The 15,817-nt window shown below is 35.0% G+C and carries 9 protein-coding genes; 4 read left to right on the top strand and 5 right to left on the bottom strand.

Annotated elements, in window-relative coordinates; translation table 11 throughout:
• Positions 1–6: 6 nt before the first annotated feature.
• Genes BOW57_RS09375 through BOW57_RS09360 form a run of 4 tightly spaced genes read left to right on the top strand, consistent with a single transcriptional unit; the run spans position 7 to position 6,657 of the window.
• Positions 7–2,805 carry a TonB-dependent receptor gene (locus BOW57_RS09375; RefSeq protein ID WP_129053896.1) on the top strand — a complete coding sequence of 933 codons (2,799 nt, stop codon included), beginning with the start codon at positions 7–9 and terminating at the stop codon, positions 2,803–2,805.
• A gap of 60 nt (positions 2,806–2,865) precedes the next feature.
• Positions 2,866–4,377, top strand: coding sequence for an alkaline phosphatase (locus BOW57_RS09370; protein ID WP_129053895.1), 1,512 nt, complete (start codon positions 2,866–2,868; stop codon positions 4,375–4,377).
• Positions 4,370–5,455 carry a zinc-binding dehydrogenase gene (locus tag BOW57_RS09365; protein WP_129053894.1) on the top strand — a complete coding sequence of 362 codons (1,086 nt, stop codon included), beginning with the start codon at positions 4,370–4,372 and terminating at the stop codon, positions 5,453–5,455. Before BOW57_RS09370 ends, BOW57_RS09365 begins: the two co-directional genes overlap by 8 nt.
• 29 nt (positions 5,456–5,484) lie before the next feature.
• A complete protein-coding gene (locus tag BOW57_RS09360; protein WP_129053893.1) occupies positions 5,485–6,657 on the top strand; it encodes an MFS transporter in 1,173 nt (390 codons plus the stop codon).
• 273 nt (positions 6,658–6,930) lie between these two features.
• Here BOW57_RS09360 and BOW57_RS09355 read toward each other — a convergent pair whose 3' ends face one another.
• The 5 genes from BOW57_RS09355 to BOW57_RS09335 form a co-directional block, all read right to left on the bottom strand.
• Positions 6,931–7,962, bottom strand: a complete 1,032-nt coding sequence (locus tag BOW57_RS09355) for a hypothetical protein (RefSeq protein ID WP_129053892.1) — start codon at positions 7,960–7,962, stop codon at positions 6,931–6,933.
• Positions 7,953–9,176: a hypothetical protein gene (locus tag BOW57_RS09350; RefSeq protein WP_129053891.1), complete on the bottom strand. Its 1,224-nt coding sequence runs from the start codon at positions 9,174–9,176 to the stop codon at positions 7,953–7,955. Before BOW57_RS09350 ends, BOW57_RS09355 begins: the two co-directional genes overlap by 10 nt.
• A gap of 352 nt (positions 9,177–9,528) precedes the next feature.
• Complete coding sequence (locus BOW57_RS09345) at positions 9,529–10,323, bottom strand: gluconate 5-dehydrogenase (protein ID WP_129053890.1); 795 nt, start codon at positions 10,321–10,323, stop codon at positions 9,529–9,531.
• 33 nt (positions 10,324–10,356) lie between these two features.
• Entirely contained in the window at positions 10,357–11,493 is a 1,137-nt protein-coding gene (locus tag BOW57_RS09340) for a DUF4861 family protein (RefSeq protein ID WP_241687422.1), read from the bottom strand.
• Between the two features lie 260 nt (positions 11,494–11,753).
• The gene (locus BOW57_RS09335) at positions 11,754–15,794 is read right to left on the bottom strand and encodes a two-component regulator propeller domain-containing protein (protein WP_129053889.1); all 4,041 of its coding nucleotides are present in this window, start codon (positions 15,792–15,794) and stop codon (positions 11,754–11,756) included.
• Between the last annotated feature and the right edge of the window lie 23 nt (positions 15,795–15,817).

Genomic DNA, 15,817 nt, shown 5'->3' with positions numbered 1-15,817 from the left:
AAACTCATGAAGGCTTTACTGTACATTGCAGCTGCATTATTCTTAACAACTTCGTATGCACAAGAAGTTAAAGGTAAAATCAGCAGTGAATCCGGACCTTTACATCCGGCTTCGATTTTAGTTATAGAGCAATCTAGAACTGTAGACACAGACCAAAATGGTAATTTCTCTTTTAAACTTAAAGCAGGGCAATATCATTTAGAAATTTCAAGTGAAAACTATACTTCAAAAAAAATTGCAGTAAACGTTTCAACAAAAAATATTGATTTAGGAACTATTGTTCTCGCTGGTAGGGAAGAAAAACTGGATGAAGTAGTTTTAGAATATTATAGCAGCGGAGAACGAAAAGCGATGGATATGCGCCAAAGTTCAAATGCTATTATGGATGTTGTTAGTGCAGATGCAATGGGTAAAATGCCTGATATTAGTGCAGCTGAGGCCGTACAAAGAATTCCGGGTGTGAGTATAGACAGAGATCAGGGAGAAGGAAGATACGTAACTGTAAGAGGAACACCGTCGCAATGGAGTTCGGCCACAATTAACGGAGACCGAATGCCATCGGCAAAAACCTCAGGAGATTTGCTTGGTAATCGTACCGTGCCAATGGATTTACTGCCAACAGAATTTCTCGAATATATTCAGGTTGTAAAAGCAATTACACCAGAATATGAAGGAGATGCTATTGGAGGAACGATTAATTACATCCCGAAGTTTTCTCCTAAAAAAGAAACTTTTCGTGCGACTGTTGCCATTCCTGTTAATCTTCGTGCAGACGATAAAGTGGGATATAATAGCACAGTATTATACGGTAACCGATTTTTTAAGAAGAAATTCGGCTTTCTAGCCATGACCAATTACAATCGACGTACTTATTCTACAGATGATTATGAGGTTGTTTATGGTAATGCATTACACAATGTAAATACGCTGGATGTTAGAAATTATCAGGGAGTGAGAACCAATACTGGATTTAATGTTGCAACAGATTTTCGTTTTAACAGCCGAAACAAAATTTACGCTCGTGGTTACTACAGTCAATTTCTAGACGAAGAGCAAAACAGAAAAACAATGCACTACTTTAATAAAACGACAAGTAATGCCATATTGCGTTGGAGTACTGTAGATTATTTGTTTAAAAATTATGGTGGTGAATTTGGATACGAAAGTAAAATATCAGACAAGTTGAAGATGAATGCCAAAGTTGCTGCTTATACTTCATGGGCAGGTTATAATGGTCCATCATCGGCAACAAAAAATGATAGAGGTTATTATTACGGAAACTGGATACAAACTGTAAAATATGATAATTTGGTAAAAGTTGACGGTACAAATTATAAGTTTTTGCAAGGCGACGGACCAGCGGGTTATGTGGGTGATCCATCCAATAATATTCAGCCGCACTTTTCGGCGCCATATGATCCAGAAAAATATTATTTAGACAGATATGTAACTTCAATTCGTAATGTTGAAGAGAAAGATCAAGTAGCTGCCGCCGATTTTAATTATACTGCAAAAGAAAATTTAAAAATTAAGTTTGGAGGAAAATTTAGAAACAAAACCAGTACATACGACTACCGTTATATTACCTGGATTTACGATACAAAAGCGCCAAAAGCCTATTTAAATCAATGGGAAAGAGAAGCATTTCCAAGTAATAATTGGTTTCCGGAATTGAATAATAATTATGATAATTTAAAATTCAATTATCCAACAGAAAACTCTTTTATTGACCCAATGGGAAATCCTGCGATTGCTAAGAACTTAAAGTATAACTATCAGGATGTAACTAACTCAAGTTATGCAACAGGTAATTATGATGCTACCGAAAAAGTTTGGGCAGGTTACGGATCTGCAGAATGGAATATTAACGACGATTTTCGTTTTGTGGGTGGAGTTCGATATGAAAACACAGCTGTAGATGCAAAAAGCTACGAGTTTAATGATAAAACCAAAGTAGTTACACCAATATACGGAAGTAAAAATTACGGTGCATTTTTACCAATGGCGCATCTGATTTACAAACCATCAAAGAAATTGGATTTAAGAGCGGCAGTTACCAGAACTTTTGCCCGTCCAGCTTTTAACGAATTGAGCCCGAGTAATAGAGTGAATCCCGATAATCATACAGTTGTAGAAGGAAACATCGATTTAAAACCAACATTTTCATGGAATTATGATGTAGTAGGTTCTTATTATTTAAACAAAAACGATTACGTAACAGGAAGTGTTTTCTATAAAGATCTTAAAGATTTAATTTATACATCGACAACTGACGAAATAAGAACTGTTGGCGGAGCCGAAGATTTGTATAAAGTTTCAAGACCTTTAAATTCTGACAATGCATTCTTGTACGGAATAGAAGTAGGTTTCAATAAGAAATTTAAAGAATTACCTGGTTTTTTAAGCAATTTTAGTCTAAAAGCAAATTACACGTTTACAAAATCAGAAACCACATTATCAGATCGAGGCGACGAAAAAATAGGTTTAATGAATCAATCGCCAAACATCTTTAATGCATCGCTTATATACGAATACAAAGGTTTTGCAGCACGATTGGCAGCCAATTATCGTGAAGCCTTTTTAGTGGAAATCCGCGATAACAAAGGAGCTGACAGATATCAGGACAAAGATTTTCATCTCGATATGAACCTTTCTTATACAACGCCTAAGAATATTACATTCTTCATCGATCTTAACAATCTTAACAATCAAGAGTTACGTTATTATCATGGTGTAGTGTCAAGACCAGAGCAGGTGGAGTATTACGGTATTCGTGGTAAAATTGGAGCAAGCTATAGATTTTAATAATTTCTAAACATAAAGGTAACATTCAAGTAGTACTATTGTGTTTTTTATAAAGATAAGATGAACAGAAGAGGTTTTGTAAAAAGGTCAATGCTTGGAATGATTCCGCTGTTGTTTCCTGTAAAAGTATTTTCATTATTTGCCCAAAATAACAATTCGTACTTTATGCATGGAGTGGCTTCTGGAGATCCTACAAACGATGCCGTAATACTATGGACACGCATTACTACAGAATTTTCGGGGATTTGCAATGTCGAATGGCAGATTGCAAATGATGAAGCTTTTAAAAATATCGTAAAAAAAGGCTTCGTAACAACATCACAAGACCGCGATTATACGGTTAAGATTGATGCAGCTAATCTAGAAAGTAATCAGGTTTATTTTTACAGGTTTATTTATAACGAAACGACTTCTGATATTGGAGTTTGTAAAACATTGCCTGATTCGCTTTTAAAACCGCTTCAAATAGCAGTTGTAAGCTGTAACAATTACGAAGACGGCTATTTTACCTCATTTCGTCATATTGCAGATAATAAAGCGATTGATTACGTATTTCATTTAGGCGATTATATCTATGAATACGGAACAGGACAATATGCTAATAAAGCTTTTCTTGAAGAAAGTAATCGTTTAAACGACCCGCTTCATGAGCTTATTTCATTAGCAGATTATAGAAAAAGATATGCTCTTTATCGTAAAGATAAAGAGCTTCAAAAAGCACATCGCACAAAATCCTTTATCTGTATTTGGGACGATCACGAACTGGCTAATAATGCCTATTTCGGCGGAGCAAAAAATCATCAAATCAACGAAGGGAATTGGACTGACAGAAGTGCCGCTGCTGTACAAGCTTATTTTGAATGGATGCCTGTGAGAGCTAAATCGACAAGCGAAATGATTCGTTCGATTAAAATAGGAAAGGAGGCTAATTTCTATTTCTTAGAAGAACGATTAGACGGCAGAGATAAACAGTTATTAAGCAGCGACCCAGAGAAATTTAATCCGCAGCGAAAAATGATTTCCAAGAAACAATTCGATCATTTGTCAGATGAATTGAAAAATAGTGATGCAAGATGGAATTTCCTTGTAAATCAGGTTATGTTTACAGGTTATAAAAGCAAAAAAATAGAAACGGTAAAAGAAGAGGATTGGTGGACTGGTTATCCTTATCAAAGAGAACAGCTGATTGAAGTTTTTGAGGGCTTGAAAAATCCGCCGATTATTTTAACAGGAGATCATCATCAAAGTCATGTTTTAGAATTAAACGCGCCAGATTCGGGCAGTAATAAACGTATTGCTTGGGAGTTTTTAACGCCGTCGATAACTTCTAAAAATGATGACCGCTTAACCAGCGAGCAAATTGCCAAAAAAAGCAAACTCTTATACAAGCTTAATCCGCATATGATTTACAATGATATTGCAGCTCACGGTTATTTTGTTTTGAAAGTGAGTAAAAAGCAAATCAACATCAGTTATAAATTCAATTCCGATATACTGCTGCGAGATGGTGACGAAAGGCAAGGCCCTGATTTTACAATTGATAACTTAAACAACTTAAAGAAAAATGTGTAGTTCATGTGTTATGCTGTTTAATGAAAAAAACGGCAGTATTCTTCCCGAATATACGGCTTTGCCAGCATTGCAGGCAGGCGAGATTTTAGTAAAAAACAAATACACGACTTTGTGCGGCAGCGACCTGCATACTTTTACAGGAAGACGAAAAGAACCGTCGCCAATAGTTTTAGGACATGAGATCGTAGGAGAAATTTTGGAATTATCGCAAAGCGAGCCTTTTTATGATTTAAATGGAAATATCTTAAAAGAGGGTGATCTTATTACTTGGACCATTTTTGCTGCAACAGATTCAGATGAGTTTGTAAGAGATAAAATGCCTCAAAAATCTGCTGGTTTATTTAAATACGGACACGTTCAGTTTACCGAAAACGAGAAGTTTAACGGCGGATTAGGTACGCATTGTGTTTTGAAAAAGGGAACAGGGATTTTGAAACTGCCTTCTTCTATAGATGAAAAATTTGCACCAATTATTAATTGCGCTGGAGCTACAGCAATGGCAGCTTATCGATTAATTAGTCAAATTGAAAGCAAAAATGTTTTAATTCTTGGCGCAGGAGTTCTGGGTTTAATTGCTGCAGCGATTGCAAAACAGAAAAAAGCATCATCGGTTACGGTGATTGATATTGATGACAGGCGATTAGAGAAAAGTAAATCTTTTGGTGCCGATTATATTTATAACAGTTCAAATCCAATTGAAGAACTTACTCAAATAACGTCAGGATTTTATAAAAAAGGTTTTGATGTTATCATTGATATGAGCGGTTCTATTGAAGCTATAAAAACGGGTTTGCAGTTTAGCGCAGTAGGAGCAGAACACATTTGGATAGGCGCCGTAACTCCAACAGAAAGTATTGAAGTTAATGCTGAGGTAATGATTCGTAAATTATTAAGCATAAAAGGGATGCATAATTATAATTATGAAGATTTTATCAATGCCGTTTCATTTTTTGAAGATCATTTTTCAGATTATCCTTTTGGTACTTTCATCGAAAAAGAATTTCCATTACAAGAAACCCTAGAAGCATTTCAATATGCAATTAAACATAAACCATACAGGGTTTTAATAACAATTTAATGATTAGTAAAATTTCAAAAAAATACCAAATGCTTTTCATTACCATGTTTTGTTACCTGTTTTTTTATACAGGCAGACATAACTTTGGCTGGGCAACAAAAGCAATGCGTGAAGATTTAGGGATTTCATATACTTTTATTGGCTGGATAAGTTTTGCCATGCTGATAGGTTATTCGCTAGGACAGTTTATCAACGGAAATCTCGCCGATCGTTTTAATCCAAAATACTTAGTGCCAATAGGAGCTTATTTGTCTATTGCCTGCAACTTAGGAATTAGTTTTACCCATTCGCCTTATATCATTTTAGTTTTATGGTTCTTAAACGGCTATTTTCAATCGATGGCTTGGGCTCCTGGGGGAAAAATAATTGCCAATTGGTTTAAAACCGAAGAACAGAACAAAGCCTTTGGTTTGTATACCATGGCAGCGGGATTTTCATCAGCAGTGACCTTTGGTATTTCAATTTATATTACCTCGCTGCATTTAGACTGGAGAATGTTGTTTAGACTGCCGGTTTTATTACTGTTTATATCAGCCACCGTATTTTTAATTTTTATAAAAGCATCGCCTGTTCCTTTAGAAAGAAAATCAAAAGGTTTCGATTTTGCAGCAATAAAAAAGAGTTATAGTGAAGTTTTGGGACATAAAAAGTTTAGATTAGTCTGTCTGTCATTTGGGTTAGAAAGTATGGCGCGCTACGGATTAATATTTTGGGTTCCTGTGCATTTTTTAGGTGATAACTGGAAAGAAGATCCTTCGTTAATCTGGGTTACCTTTTTGCTTCCGTTAGGTATGGCTTTTGGTGCTTTTAGTTTTGGACAGCTGTCAACAACGCTTTTTAAAAGCAATTACAAATCTATATTTATAGGAATGCTGGTTTGCTGCGGGCTTTCATTTCTATTGTTCTTTATGCATAATGCAAATCTAGTTGTGATAGGATTTCTTTTGATTGCCTGCGGCTTTTTTGTTTACGGACCTCAAGCTAATTTTTGGGCTTTGTGCCCGCAAATAATGGGGCGGGAGCGAACAGGAACTGCAATTGGAACCATGAATATGTGCGGTTATCTTTTTGCAGCTTTAGGAGAGCCTTTACTTGGGTATATTATTGAAAAAACAGGAAATACGAAGTTTTTATTCTTAGTCATTTCTATAATATGTTTATTGTCAGCCTCCATAATGTATTTGATTAAAGAAGAGCGATAAAAGCGATTTCTCATAAAATAAAAACACCTCTAAAGCCCAAGGTTTTAGAGGTGTTTTTGATTGTAATTGAATCGTTTAAAATGTTTTGCGTATAATTTTTAACACATAGAAACATAGTTTTATACTTCAATAAAAGGTGTTTCGCTTAATTTAAATGCACATAGCGCGCCTATGTAGGAGAAACGTGTTTCTTTTTGTCTCCTTGTTATAGATAAAAATAGAGTCTATGTTTCTATGTGTTTAATACGTATTCAACAAGGGCAGAGGAGAATTTTACTTTTGCTCTGCAATTGTTGATTTATTAAGCTTAATAACTCGAATTGTTTTATTTGTATTATCAGATAAAAAGATGCGATCATTAAGCAGTGCAGTACTTACAATAGTACCAAAAGGATTTTGTCCCATAATGTCAGAAGCATTTACTCTTGGTTTGTATTCTCTATTGTTAAACTCATCTTTTGGATAAAGACGTAAATAAGAGGTGTTTCCTGCGTTTTCTGATGTTATCGCCCAATCTTTACTAAATACTACCGAAATTGGTTTTGCTTCTTCAAAAGGAGCTTTTACGGGTTCTAATGGAGTAGTTATTGAAGCGGCAGCATTGGCACGAATACCAGCAATGTTATAATATAAATAGCTTTTAGCGTCTCTTCCTGCAACTACCAAATTCCCATCCGTTACATCCATAGAATATACTTGATCGAAACCGCTTAAAGTATTTAATTTAGCAAAAGGTTTTAGATTCCAGTCACTGGTTTCAGTAATTTGTGAAGCTTCGAAAACTTTAATAGATTTTTCTTTTTCCTTTACAAATACCAATCCGTCCTTTACCACAACGCCAAAAACGTGTACAAAAGTCTGCCACCATTGTCCGTTTCCAACCGTGTTAATTCCAAGAGTGGTAGTTTCGTCAAGAACAAAAAGTCTCGATTCTACACTTCCTATATAAATTCGTCCATTATCAATAGAAACAGATGTCAAATTAACAAACGGAATTGTTGTGCTTCCTTTTGTGTAGTTTGCAATTGTTTTAATATGTGCTAAAGTCACGGCATTAAAAACCTCTAAAACATTGCCGTTGCAAACATATAATTTCTCTTTTGAAATCGTGATTCCTTTAGGATCAAGCGTTCCAGCTCCGTCGCCAATTTGTTTAGCTGTAATCGAAGCTTCGTTTGTAGGGTAGTAATAGTCGTAATTTGTTGGTTCAGGACCATCTGAATCTTTGCTGCAGCTGGTAATAAAACAAAGCAGCAGTATTAAAAAAGGTAGTTTATTCATGTTGATTTTGCGGGTTAGTTCCATTTTCCTTCTCCTTTATATTTTAGTAAAAATGGGTTTTTAGGATTGATCTTAAACTCTGGTTTTTTGTATTTACCCGTTAGGTAGCTTGTTTTGCTGTATCCTTTTAGGACTTCAGGATCTGTAAAAGGAAGATCGTTTAAGTAAATCAAGTATTTATAAAAATCAGTAAGCATTTCCTGTTGACCGCCGCCTTCACCGCTGTTTGCTAAGTTACTGCTGTGTCCCCAGCCAATATGATGCGAGTATTCATGTGACCAAACCGACATTTCGCCTAACCAATGTCCTGTAACATAACCAGATTCCCATTGAGAAGCCAATGCACCGCCGCCTAAAGCTGCTGCACCGCCAACCATTGCCATATTTACCGTTCTGCCATCAAGGTAATTCCAGTATGTTTTTTCTATTTCCTCTTTAGTTAAATAGTCATAAGTCCCGTCCTTATCTTCAGCATTACCATGCCAATTAAGTGCGCCATTTATTGCAGTTCCTGCCGTAGCGGCCTGTTCTTGTTTGTATTTGTTGAAATTTGTAAAAGTGCTGTAATACAAAGGATGACTTAAAGCATAAGAATAATTGATGATCATAGTTATGGCTTCTTTTGCCAAAACTGGATTCATTGGTAAAAACTTACCAAGTTCATTAGTGTGATACGCAGCGCTAAATTGTACTAAGTGTGTAGACTTGATTTTTTTAAATTTCTGAAATAAAGGATCAGTAGATTCTACATAAAACTCGATTGCTCCCGAAGAAAATCCTTCGATTTTATCGATTGTAACTGTTTTACCGTTTTCAAGTTCGTAGTCATGTTTACCCGCTGTTAACGGAATTTGATGAAAAGATCTGTGAAAAGCAGGTACTTTTGAAAAATTGTAAAGAACAAAGCGTTTTTCGTAGTTAGGTAATTTAGCATATATTTTCACATCAGTCAATCCAACTGGTGAATACAGTGATACCTGAACAGAATCTTTGCCTTTTTGAATTACTTGCAAAGGCTCATTTACTCTAAACCAACGGTCTTTATTGTCGTACATTTTTGAAGAGTTTTCAGCGTCTTCAAACATTGTAAAGGCACGATTTCCTGCTGGTAATGTTGCGGCGTCAATACTAGGCAGATAATTTGGCTTGTAATTTTCGCCGTCTTCTTTGTCACTGCACGAAAAAGTGATACTTGCCAGAACGGCAAGTACTGGAAAAAAATAATACGTTTTTTTCATTAGTAGGGTTTTGATTAAACTTGGGGTTTGTTTTTAATTTTTTAATACTAAAGTGCAAATTTCGTTTAAAAAACGATATTTTTAGTAAGAAATTTTTAATTTTTTAAGATTTATCTGTAAAATACTCAGAAACAGTAAAAAAAGCAAAGCCTAATGCTGTAAACAAAAGGCTTTGCCGAAGAAAGCTCCAGCGGAGCTGAATATTTATAGCATAATTTAGTTTCGTGCATAAAAAGCTCCAGAGGAGCGGCATGTTTTTTTTTAAAATATATATTCCACTCCGCTGGAGCATTTTTTATAAAATAGTGTAAGTTCAACGAACGAATGTTGATTTTATGATGTTAATTACGATCTAATTTTCGTTAGATGGTTTTCCAATTGTTGCTAAAATACCGCCGTCTACATAAACAATATGACCGTTTACAAAATCACTTGCTTTTGAACTTAAAAAGATTGCTGCACCTTGTAAATCGTCTGGATCTCCCCAACGTCCTGCTGGAGTTCTTCCCATAATAAACTCATTAAAAGGATGTCCGTTTACTCGAATTGGAGCCGTTTGGCTTGTTGCAAAATAACCAGGACCAATTCCGTTTGTTTGAATGTTGAATTTAGCCCATTCCGTAGCCATGTTTTTAGTCAGCATTTTTAATCCGCCTTTTGCCGATGCGTAAGCACTTACAGAATCTCGGCCAAGTTCACTCATCATCGAGCACATATTAATAATTTTTCCGCCTCCGCGTGTAATCATTCCTTTAGCAATATTTTTAGAAACAATAAAAGGACCTGTTAAATCAACCTTTACCACAGCTTCAAAATCTGCAACTTCCATTTCGATAATTGGCGTTCTTTTGATAATTCCGGCATTGTTTATTAAAATATCGATAGGACCTACTTCAGACTCTATTTTATTAATTGCTTCGATTACTGCATTTTCATCAGTAACATCAAATAAGTAACCGTAAGCCTCAATTCCTTCCGATTTGTATTCGGCGATTGCATTGTTTACAGCTTCTTGCGACGAATGGTCGTTTACTACAATTTTTGCACCTGCATGTCCAAGTCCTTTAGCCATTGCCATTCCTAATCCGTGAACACCACCTGTAATTAATGCTGTTTTCCCTGTTAAATCAAATAAATTAATTGACATTCTTTTTTGTTTATAGTTAATAGTAATTCTGTTTTAGTTCTTTTTTACTGTTACAATCAGTGGGTTGTTTACTTTTTGATGAAAAGTATTCAAGTAATCAAACCATTGTTTTGCAGTAGTGATTTTAGATGCTTTATCCCAAGCCGCCCCAGTGTAATACACAATCGGTTCATTGTTTTTGACAGTTGTTTGTGTTAGTATTTGTTCTTTGCTGCTCCACATAGAAGTTACTGGAGTTGTTACAATAGAACCTACAGCAGTTGTGCCGTCTTTTTCGAAAGTAGGTTCCCAATATCCCATAATACCTTGTTGTTCATTTAAAGCAATAACGCCTGCTTTTTCTCTTTTTATGATTCCCACTACAACAGGAATAGGCTTATTTTCATTGATTGTGTAGATGTTTTCGATTCGGTTAAGCTGCGAACCTGCATCAAGCGAGATAGTTTTTACTGCGCTCATTTTTATGCCGCCAGCATTCCATTCGTCATATTTTAATTGAAAAGTGGAACGTAAAGGACCGTTATCTAAAACTTTCCATTGGTGATAATTGCCTGAGTATCGAATAGTGTCTTTGATAAACGGAGCCATATTTCCGGCGCCCAATGTAAAACCTACATGATAATAATCTAAGCCGTCACCATGATCGATATGGTAATCATCGCGTTTGTAGCGGTCATTTAATACTAACTTATCCGTACGTTTTACCCAAACATCAAAACCGTACGCATCACCCTCAGTTTTTTCTAGAGCTTTTCCGTAAGCGCGAAATGCAATTTTATCATTTTCCCAAGCAAAATCATCTTTGCGTTCAGGAACGTAGCGAGCATATGTTTTTGCTGCAAAAATCTCGGGTTTCCCTTTTTGAATAGAAAGATTTAGTGTTGATTTTGCTTTAACATTTACTTGCAGTAATAAATTTTGAACAGCAGCAGAACCTTTGTATTCCAATTGAAAAGGAATTTGCTTTTTTGTACTGGGATTAATTACAATAAAGTTCGCCGTATCGATTTGCGGATAGGAGGAAAGTATGTCTTTCCATTTTATAGAAACCACTGTTTCTGTTTGGTCTACTGCCAAATTGTTTTTGATAGTAATACTTGCTTTTGTCTGCCCAATGGAAGTAATGGGTAGAATAAAAACAAGTAAAAAAAAAGATTTTATTATTTTCATAAAATTTTAATTAATAGTTTGTTATGTTGTTTTGTTTGAAGTTATTGTTTGTGTTTCTTTTGTTTCTGTTTTGATTTAAAAAAAGGCATAAAAAGAACTTGTCGATCAAAAATGAAATCATTTTGCCGAGTCTGTAATTTTCGAAATTATTGAGTTTGCCTTTGCGTAAAGACTTTGTTTTTACAACTGTTTAATTAAACAGGCGGAGGATTGTAAAAGATGTTTTTTGTTTGCATTAGTTAGTTTGTATTGTTGTTTCGTTATTCTTTTGGCTGCTCTAGTTTGGCTAAATATTCACTTGGCATACAGCCATAATGCTGCTTAAATGCAGTTGAAAAATAAGATGGAGAGTTAAAACCGCACATATAGGTAATTTGCGCGATGGTGTATCGCTTACTCTGCATTAATTCTACTGCTTTTTTAAATCGGATTCTTTTTATAAAATCCATTGCCGATTCACCTGTAATAGCTTTGAGTTTTAAATAGAGATTAGAACGGCTCATACCAATTTGTCTGCTGAAATGATCTACTGAAAACTCAGAATCGGCCAAATGATCTTCGACAATTTGTATGGCTTGTTTCAGAAAATCTTCATCAAGCGTATTAAAAGCAATGTTTTCGGGAACCATTTCTTTACCTACAGCATAATATTCCTTTAGACGCTTACGCGAGCGCAGCAGATTTGTAATTTTCGCTGCCAATATTGGAGTCGAAAAAGGTTTTGTAATATAATCATCAGCGCCCATTTCTATTCCTTTTAACTGCTGGCTCGTTTCGGTTCTAGCGGTTAAAAGCACTAATGGAATATGTGAAGTATTGATGTTTTGTTTAACACGTTTACAAAAATGTAATCCGTCAAGTTCTGGCATCATTACATCGCTGATGATAATATCAAATTGGTGAATTTCTAGAAGTTCGAGTGCCATTTGACCATTGTAAGCGACTGTTACATCATAAATTTTACCAAAGTAATCCTGCAGATAATCTATAATCTCTTTATTGTCATCAACTAAAAGCAGTTTTATTGGCTGATCTCTTTCTGCTAATTCATTTTCTTCTTCTAGAATATTTTCGTTATCAAGTTCATTATCGGTAACAATATCTAGCTCATATAATGAATCTTCGATATGTTGATCGTTTTTATACACTTGATCTGAAACAGGAATTGTTACTTTAAAAACACTTCCAACTTCTTTAGTACTTTCGGCAGAAATTTCTCCGTGATGCAGTTCGACTAAGCGTTTTGTAAAAGCCAAACCAACACCAGAGCCCAAATTCATTTCACGATTGTTTACCTGATAAAAGCGATCGAATACTTTTGATAAATCGTCTTCACTAATTCCAACCCCCGTGTCAGCGACTTTTATTTCTACAGTTTCATTTTTCTTTACTAATTCCAGCGTGATGCTTTGCCCCGTTTTGGTGTATTTGAAAGCATTGGATAAAAGATTGAACAAAATCTTTTCCATAGCATCTTTATCAAAATAAAATAAAAGCTGTTCTTCGTTTGTATGAAAGGCAAAATGAATGTCGTTTTTTTCTGAAAGCGGTTTAAACGATTCATAAATTTCACGAGTAAAACGAACAATGTCACCTTTACCTACTTTAAGCTGTCGCGTTCCCATTTCGGTTTTTCTAAACTCAAAAAGCTGGTCGACTAAGTTGTATAGTCTTTTTGCATTAATAAACATTAGTTCGTGTTTCTTTTTAGATATTTTATCTGCAAAAGGAGTTTTTAATAATTCCTCTAAAGGAGCCAGAATCAATGTTAACGGCGTTCTTAATTCATGTGAAACATTAGTAAAGAAATCCATTTTTACTTGGTTGATATAACTTACTCTTTCTTTGTCAATACGTTCTAATTTTAACTGTTGTTCAGCTTGAATTCTTTCTTTAATAATTTTAAAACCAATGTAAACAGCAATACCAATAATGGTTAATAAAAGCAGCGAAAACCAAAGCGTTTTATACCAAGGTGCAAGAATATCAATTGTTAGAGTCCTTACAGCGCTCATTTCGCCATTTGGACCAACGGCTTTGATTTGAAAGTTGTATTTTCCTGCTGGTAAATTGCTGTAGCTCACTTTTAGCTGATCTGTGCGCTGCCAGTCTTTATCGATGCCATCGAGTTTATAATAGTAATAAGTTCTATTAGATGAAATGTAATTGAATGTGTTGAAAAAGATACTGAACTGCTTGTATTCAGAGCCAATTTCGAGTTCTTTTACCTGATCAATATGTTGTTCTAAAATATTGGTTTCATCGTTTACGGCAACCGTTTTGTTTAAAACCTCAAGTGTTGTAAAACTTAGTTTTAAAGGCAGTGGTTTTTGCTTGATCATAGCAGGATAGAAGTACGAAATACCTTTGATACCGCCAAAAAGTAACATACCGTCTTGTGCTTTACAAAACGAATATTCGTTAAACTGTTTGTTTTGCAAACCGTCACTTTCGTCAAAATTTTGAACCGAACGGCTGTCAGGATTAAATTTGATCAGGCCGTGATTGGTAGAAATCCATAAATTGCCATCATCATCAGGAACAATTCCGTAAATGGTTTCTTCAAAAAAGTCTTTTCGAGCTTTGAAGCTTATAAAAGATTCTTGATTTTCGTCATACAAACGCAAGCCTTCTCTAGTGCCAATCCAAATTCGGTGTTTTTGATCTTCAGTAATACAATTGATAATATCTTCACTTAGTTTTCCGTGCCCCACATTTCCAAACAAAAGCGTATCAGGATAAAAGAGCGTAACTCCGTTTGTAGTTCCTATCCAAATACGATTTTTACTGTCTTCAAACAAAAAAGTAACAGCGTCTGATGTTAAACGTTTTCCTGCTTTGTCTAAATGAATGTGAGTAAAAGTTTTGGTTTCGGGATGAAATTGGTCTAAACCAGTCCTTGTACCCACCCAAATACGACCTTTAGAATCTTTCAGCAAAGCGTAGACTAAATCTCCTGCAATACTGTTGGGATTCTTTTCGTCATGACGAAATCGTTGTGCTGTTCCTGATTTTGGATTAAGAAGATTCATTCCTCCGTTATGAGTACCAATAAGTACATTGCCATTATCATCAAAAGCAATGGCTTTAATATTATTAGAACTTATACTGTTAGGATTGTTTTCGCTATTTGAATAATAACTGATTGTACCAGCGTTTTTGTTCCAATAGTTTATTCCTTTGTCATTGGTTCCTATCCAAAAATTACCTTTAGCATCTTGTTTGATTACGCCAATAACTTCATCGTTTAAGGATGGTTTCGCTGAGTTTTGGCTTAAAATATTAAACTTAATATCGTTTTTATGATAGTAATTAATACCGCCATAATAGGTTCCCAGCCAGATTCCGTTTTGTTTATCCTTCAAAAAGCATCGTACTGAATTTTGAGCAATGGTGTATGGCTGTGAAATTTGATGATAATAATTTGTAAAAGAATTAGCGGCTTGATTATAAATAGAGAGACCTCTAAAAGTACCAAACCAGATATTACCTTCTGTATCTTTACCCACGCAACGAATATTATTATCAGCAATACTATTTGATGATGAACTGTGTGCAAGAGTAGAAGTCTGGCGGTTTTGACCATTATACAAAATCACTCCATAACCTTCAGTTGCAATCCATAAGTTCTTGTTATCTGCAAAAACACTATTGATGTAAGGTTTTTTAATTCCTAAATTCAGTTTTTTTAATTGATGTGTTTTTGGGTTCAATTGAAAAAGACCAACATCGGTTCCTATAAGAAGCTGTTGCTGCCAAAAACTGATGTAAGCAATCTCTTTTATTTCGTGAGAAGAGGCTTTAAATTTAATATTGGTGAATTTTTCGTCTTTTGGCGATAGAACAAAAATTTCTCCTGTAATTGATGCTGCCCAAATTCGGTGTTCACTGTCTTCTGTAATAGAGGAGATATACCATTCGCCCAAACTTTTTGGAAACTGGTAATTGGTAAAGTTATCAGTATCATAATTATAAACACTTAAACCTTGATTTCCGCCTATCCATAATCGTCCTTTATGATCTGTAAACAAACTTCGAATGAAATAAGATTGTAAACTATTTTTAGTGTTTTTTATTGGTCGATACACTTTAAAACCTTTACTGTCATAACGATTTAATCCGTCTTGTGTTCCTATCCAAATGAAACCTAAAGTATCTTGCTGGATAGCAAAAACAGAACTTTGCGACAAGCCTTTATCAACCGAAATAGTTCGGAAATAGCGATCTTGTACCTGCGCATAACTTTTCGCTGAGAAAAGAGTTATGTAGAAAAACGTAAAAAGGAGAATCGTTTTCTTCATAAAGGTTTGAATTATAGTTTATT

Origin of the sequence: Flavobacterium sp. YO64, assembly GCF_004119505.1 — a bacterium.
GTDB lineage: Bacteria > Bacteroidota > Bacteroidia > Flavobacteriales > Flavobacteriaceae > Flavobacterium > Flavobacterium oncorhynchi.
The sequence above is the reverse complement of the archived record's forward strand: the minus strand, read 5'-3'. Positions and strand labels throughout refer to the sequence as shown.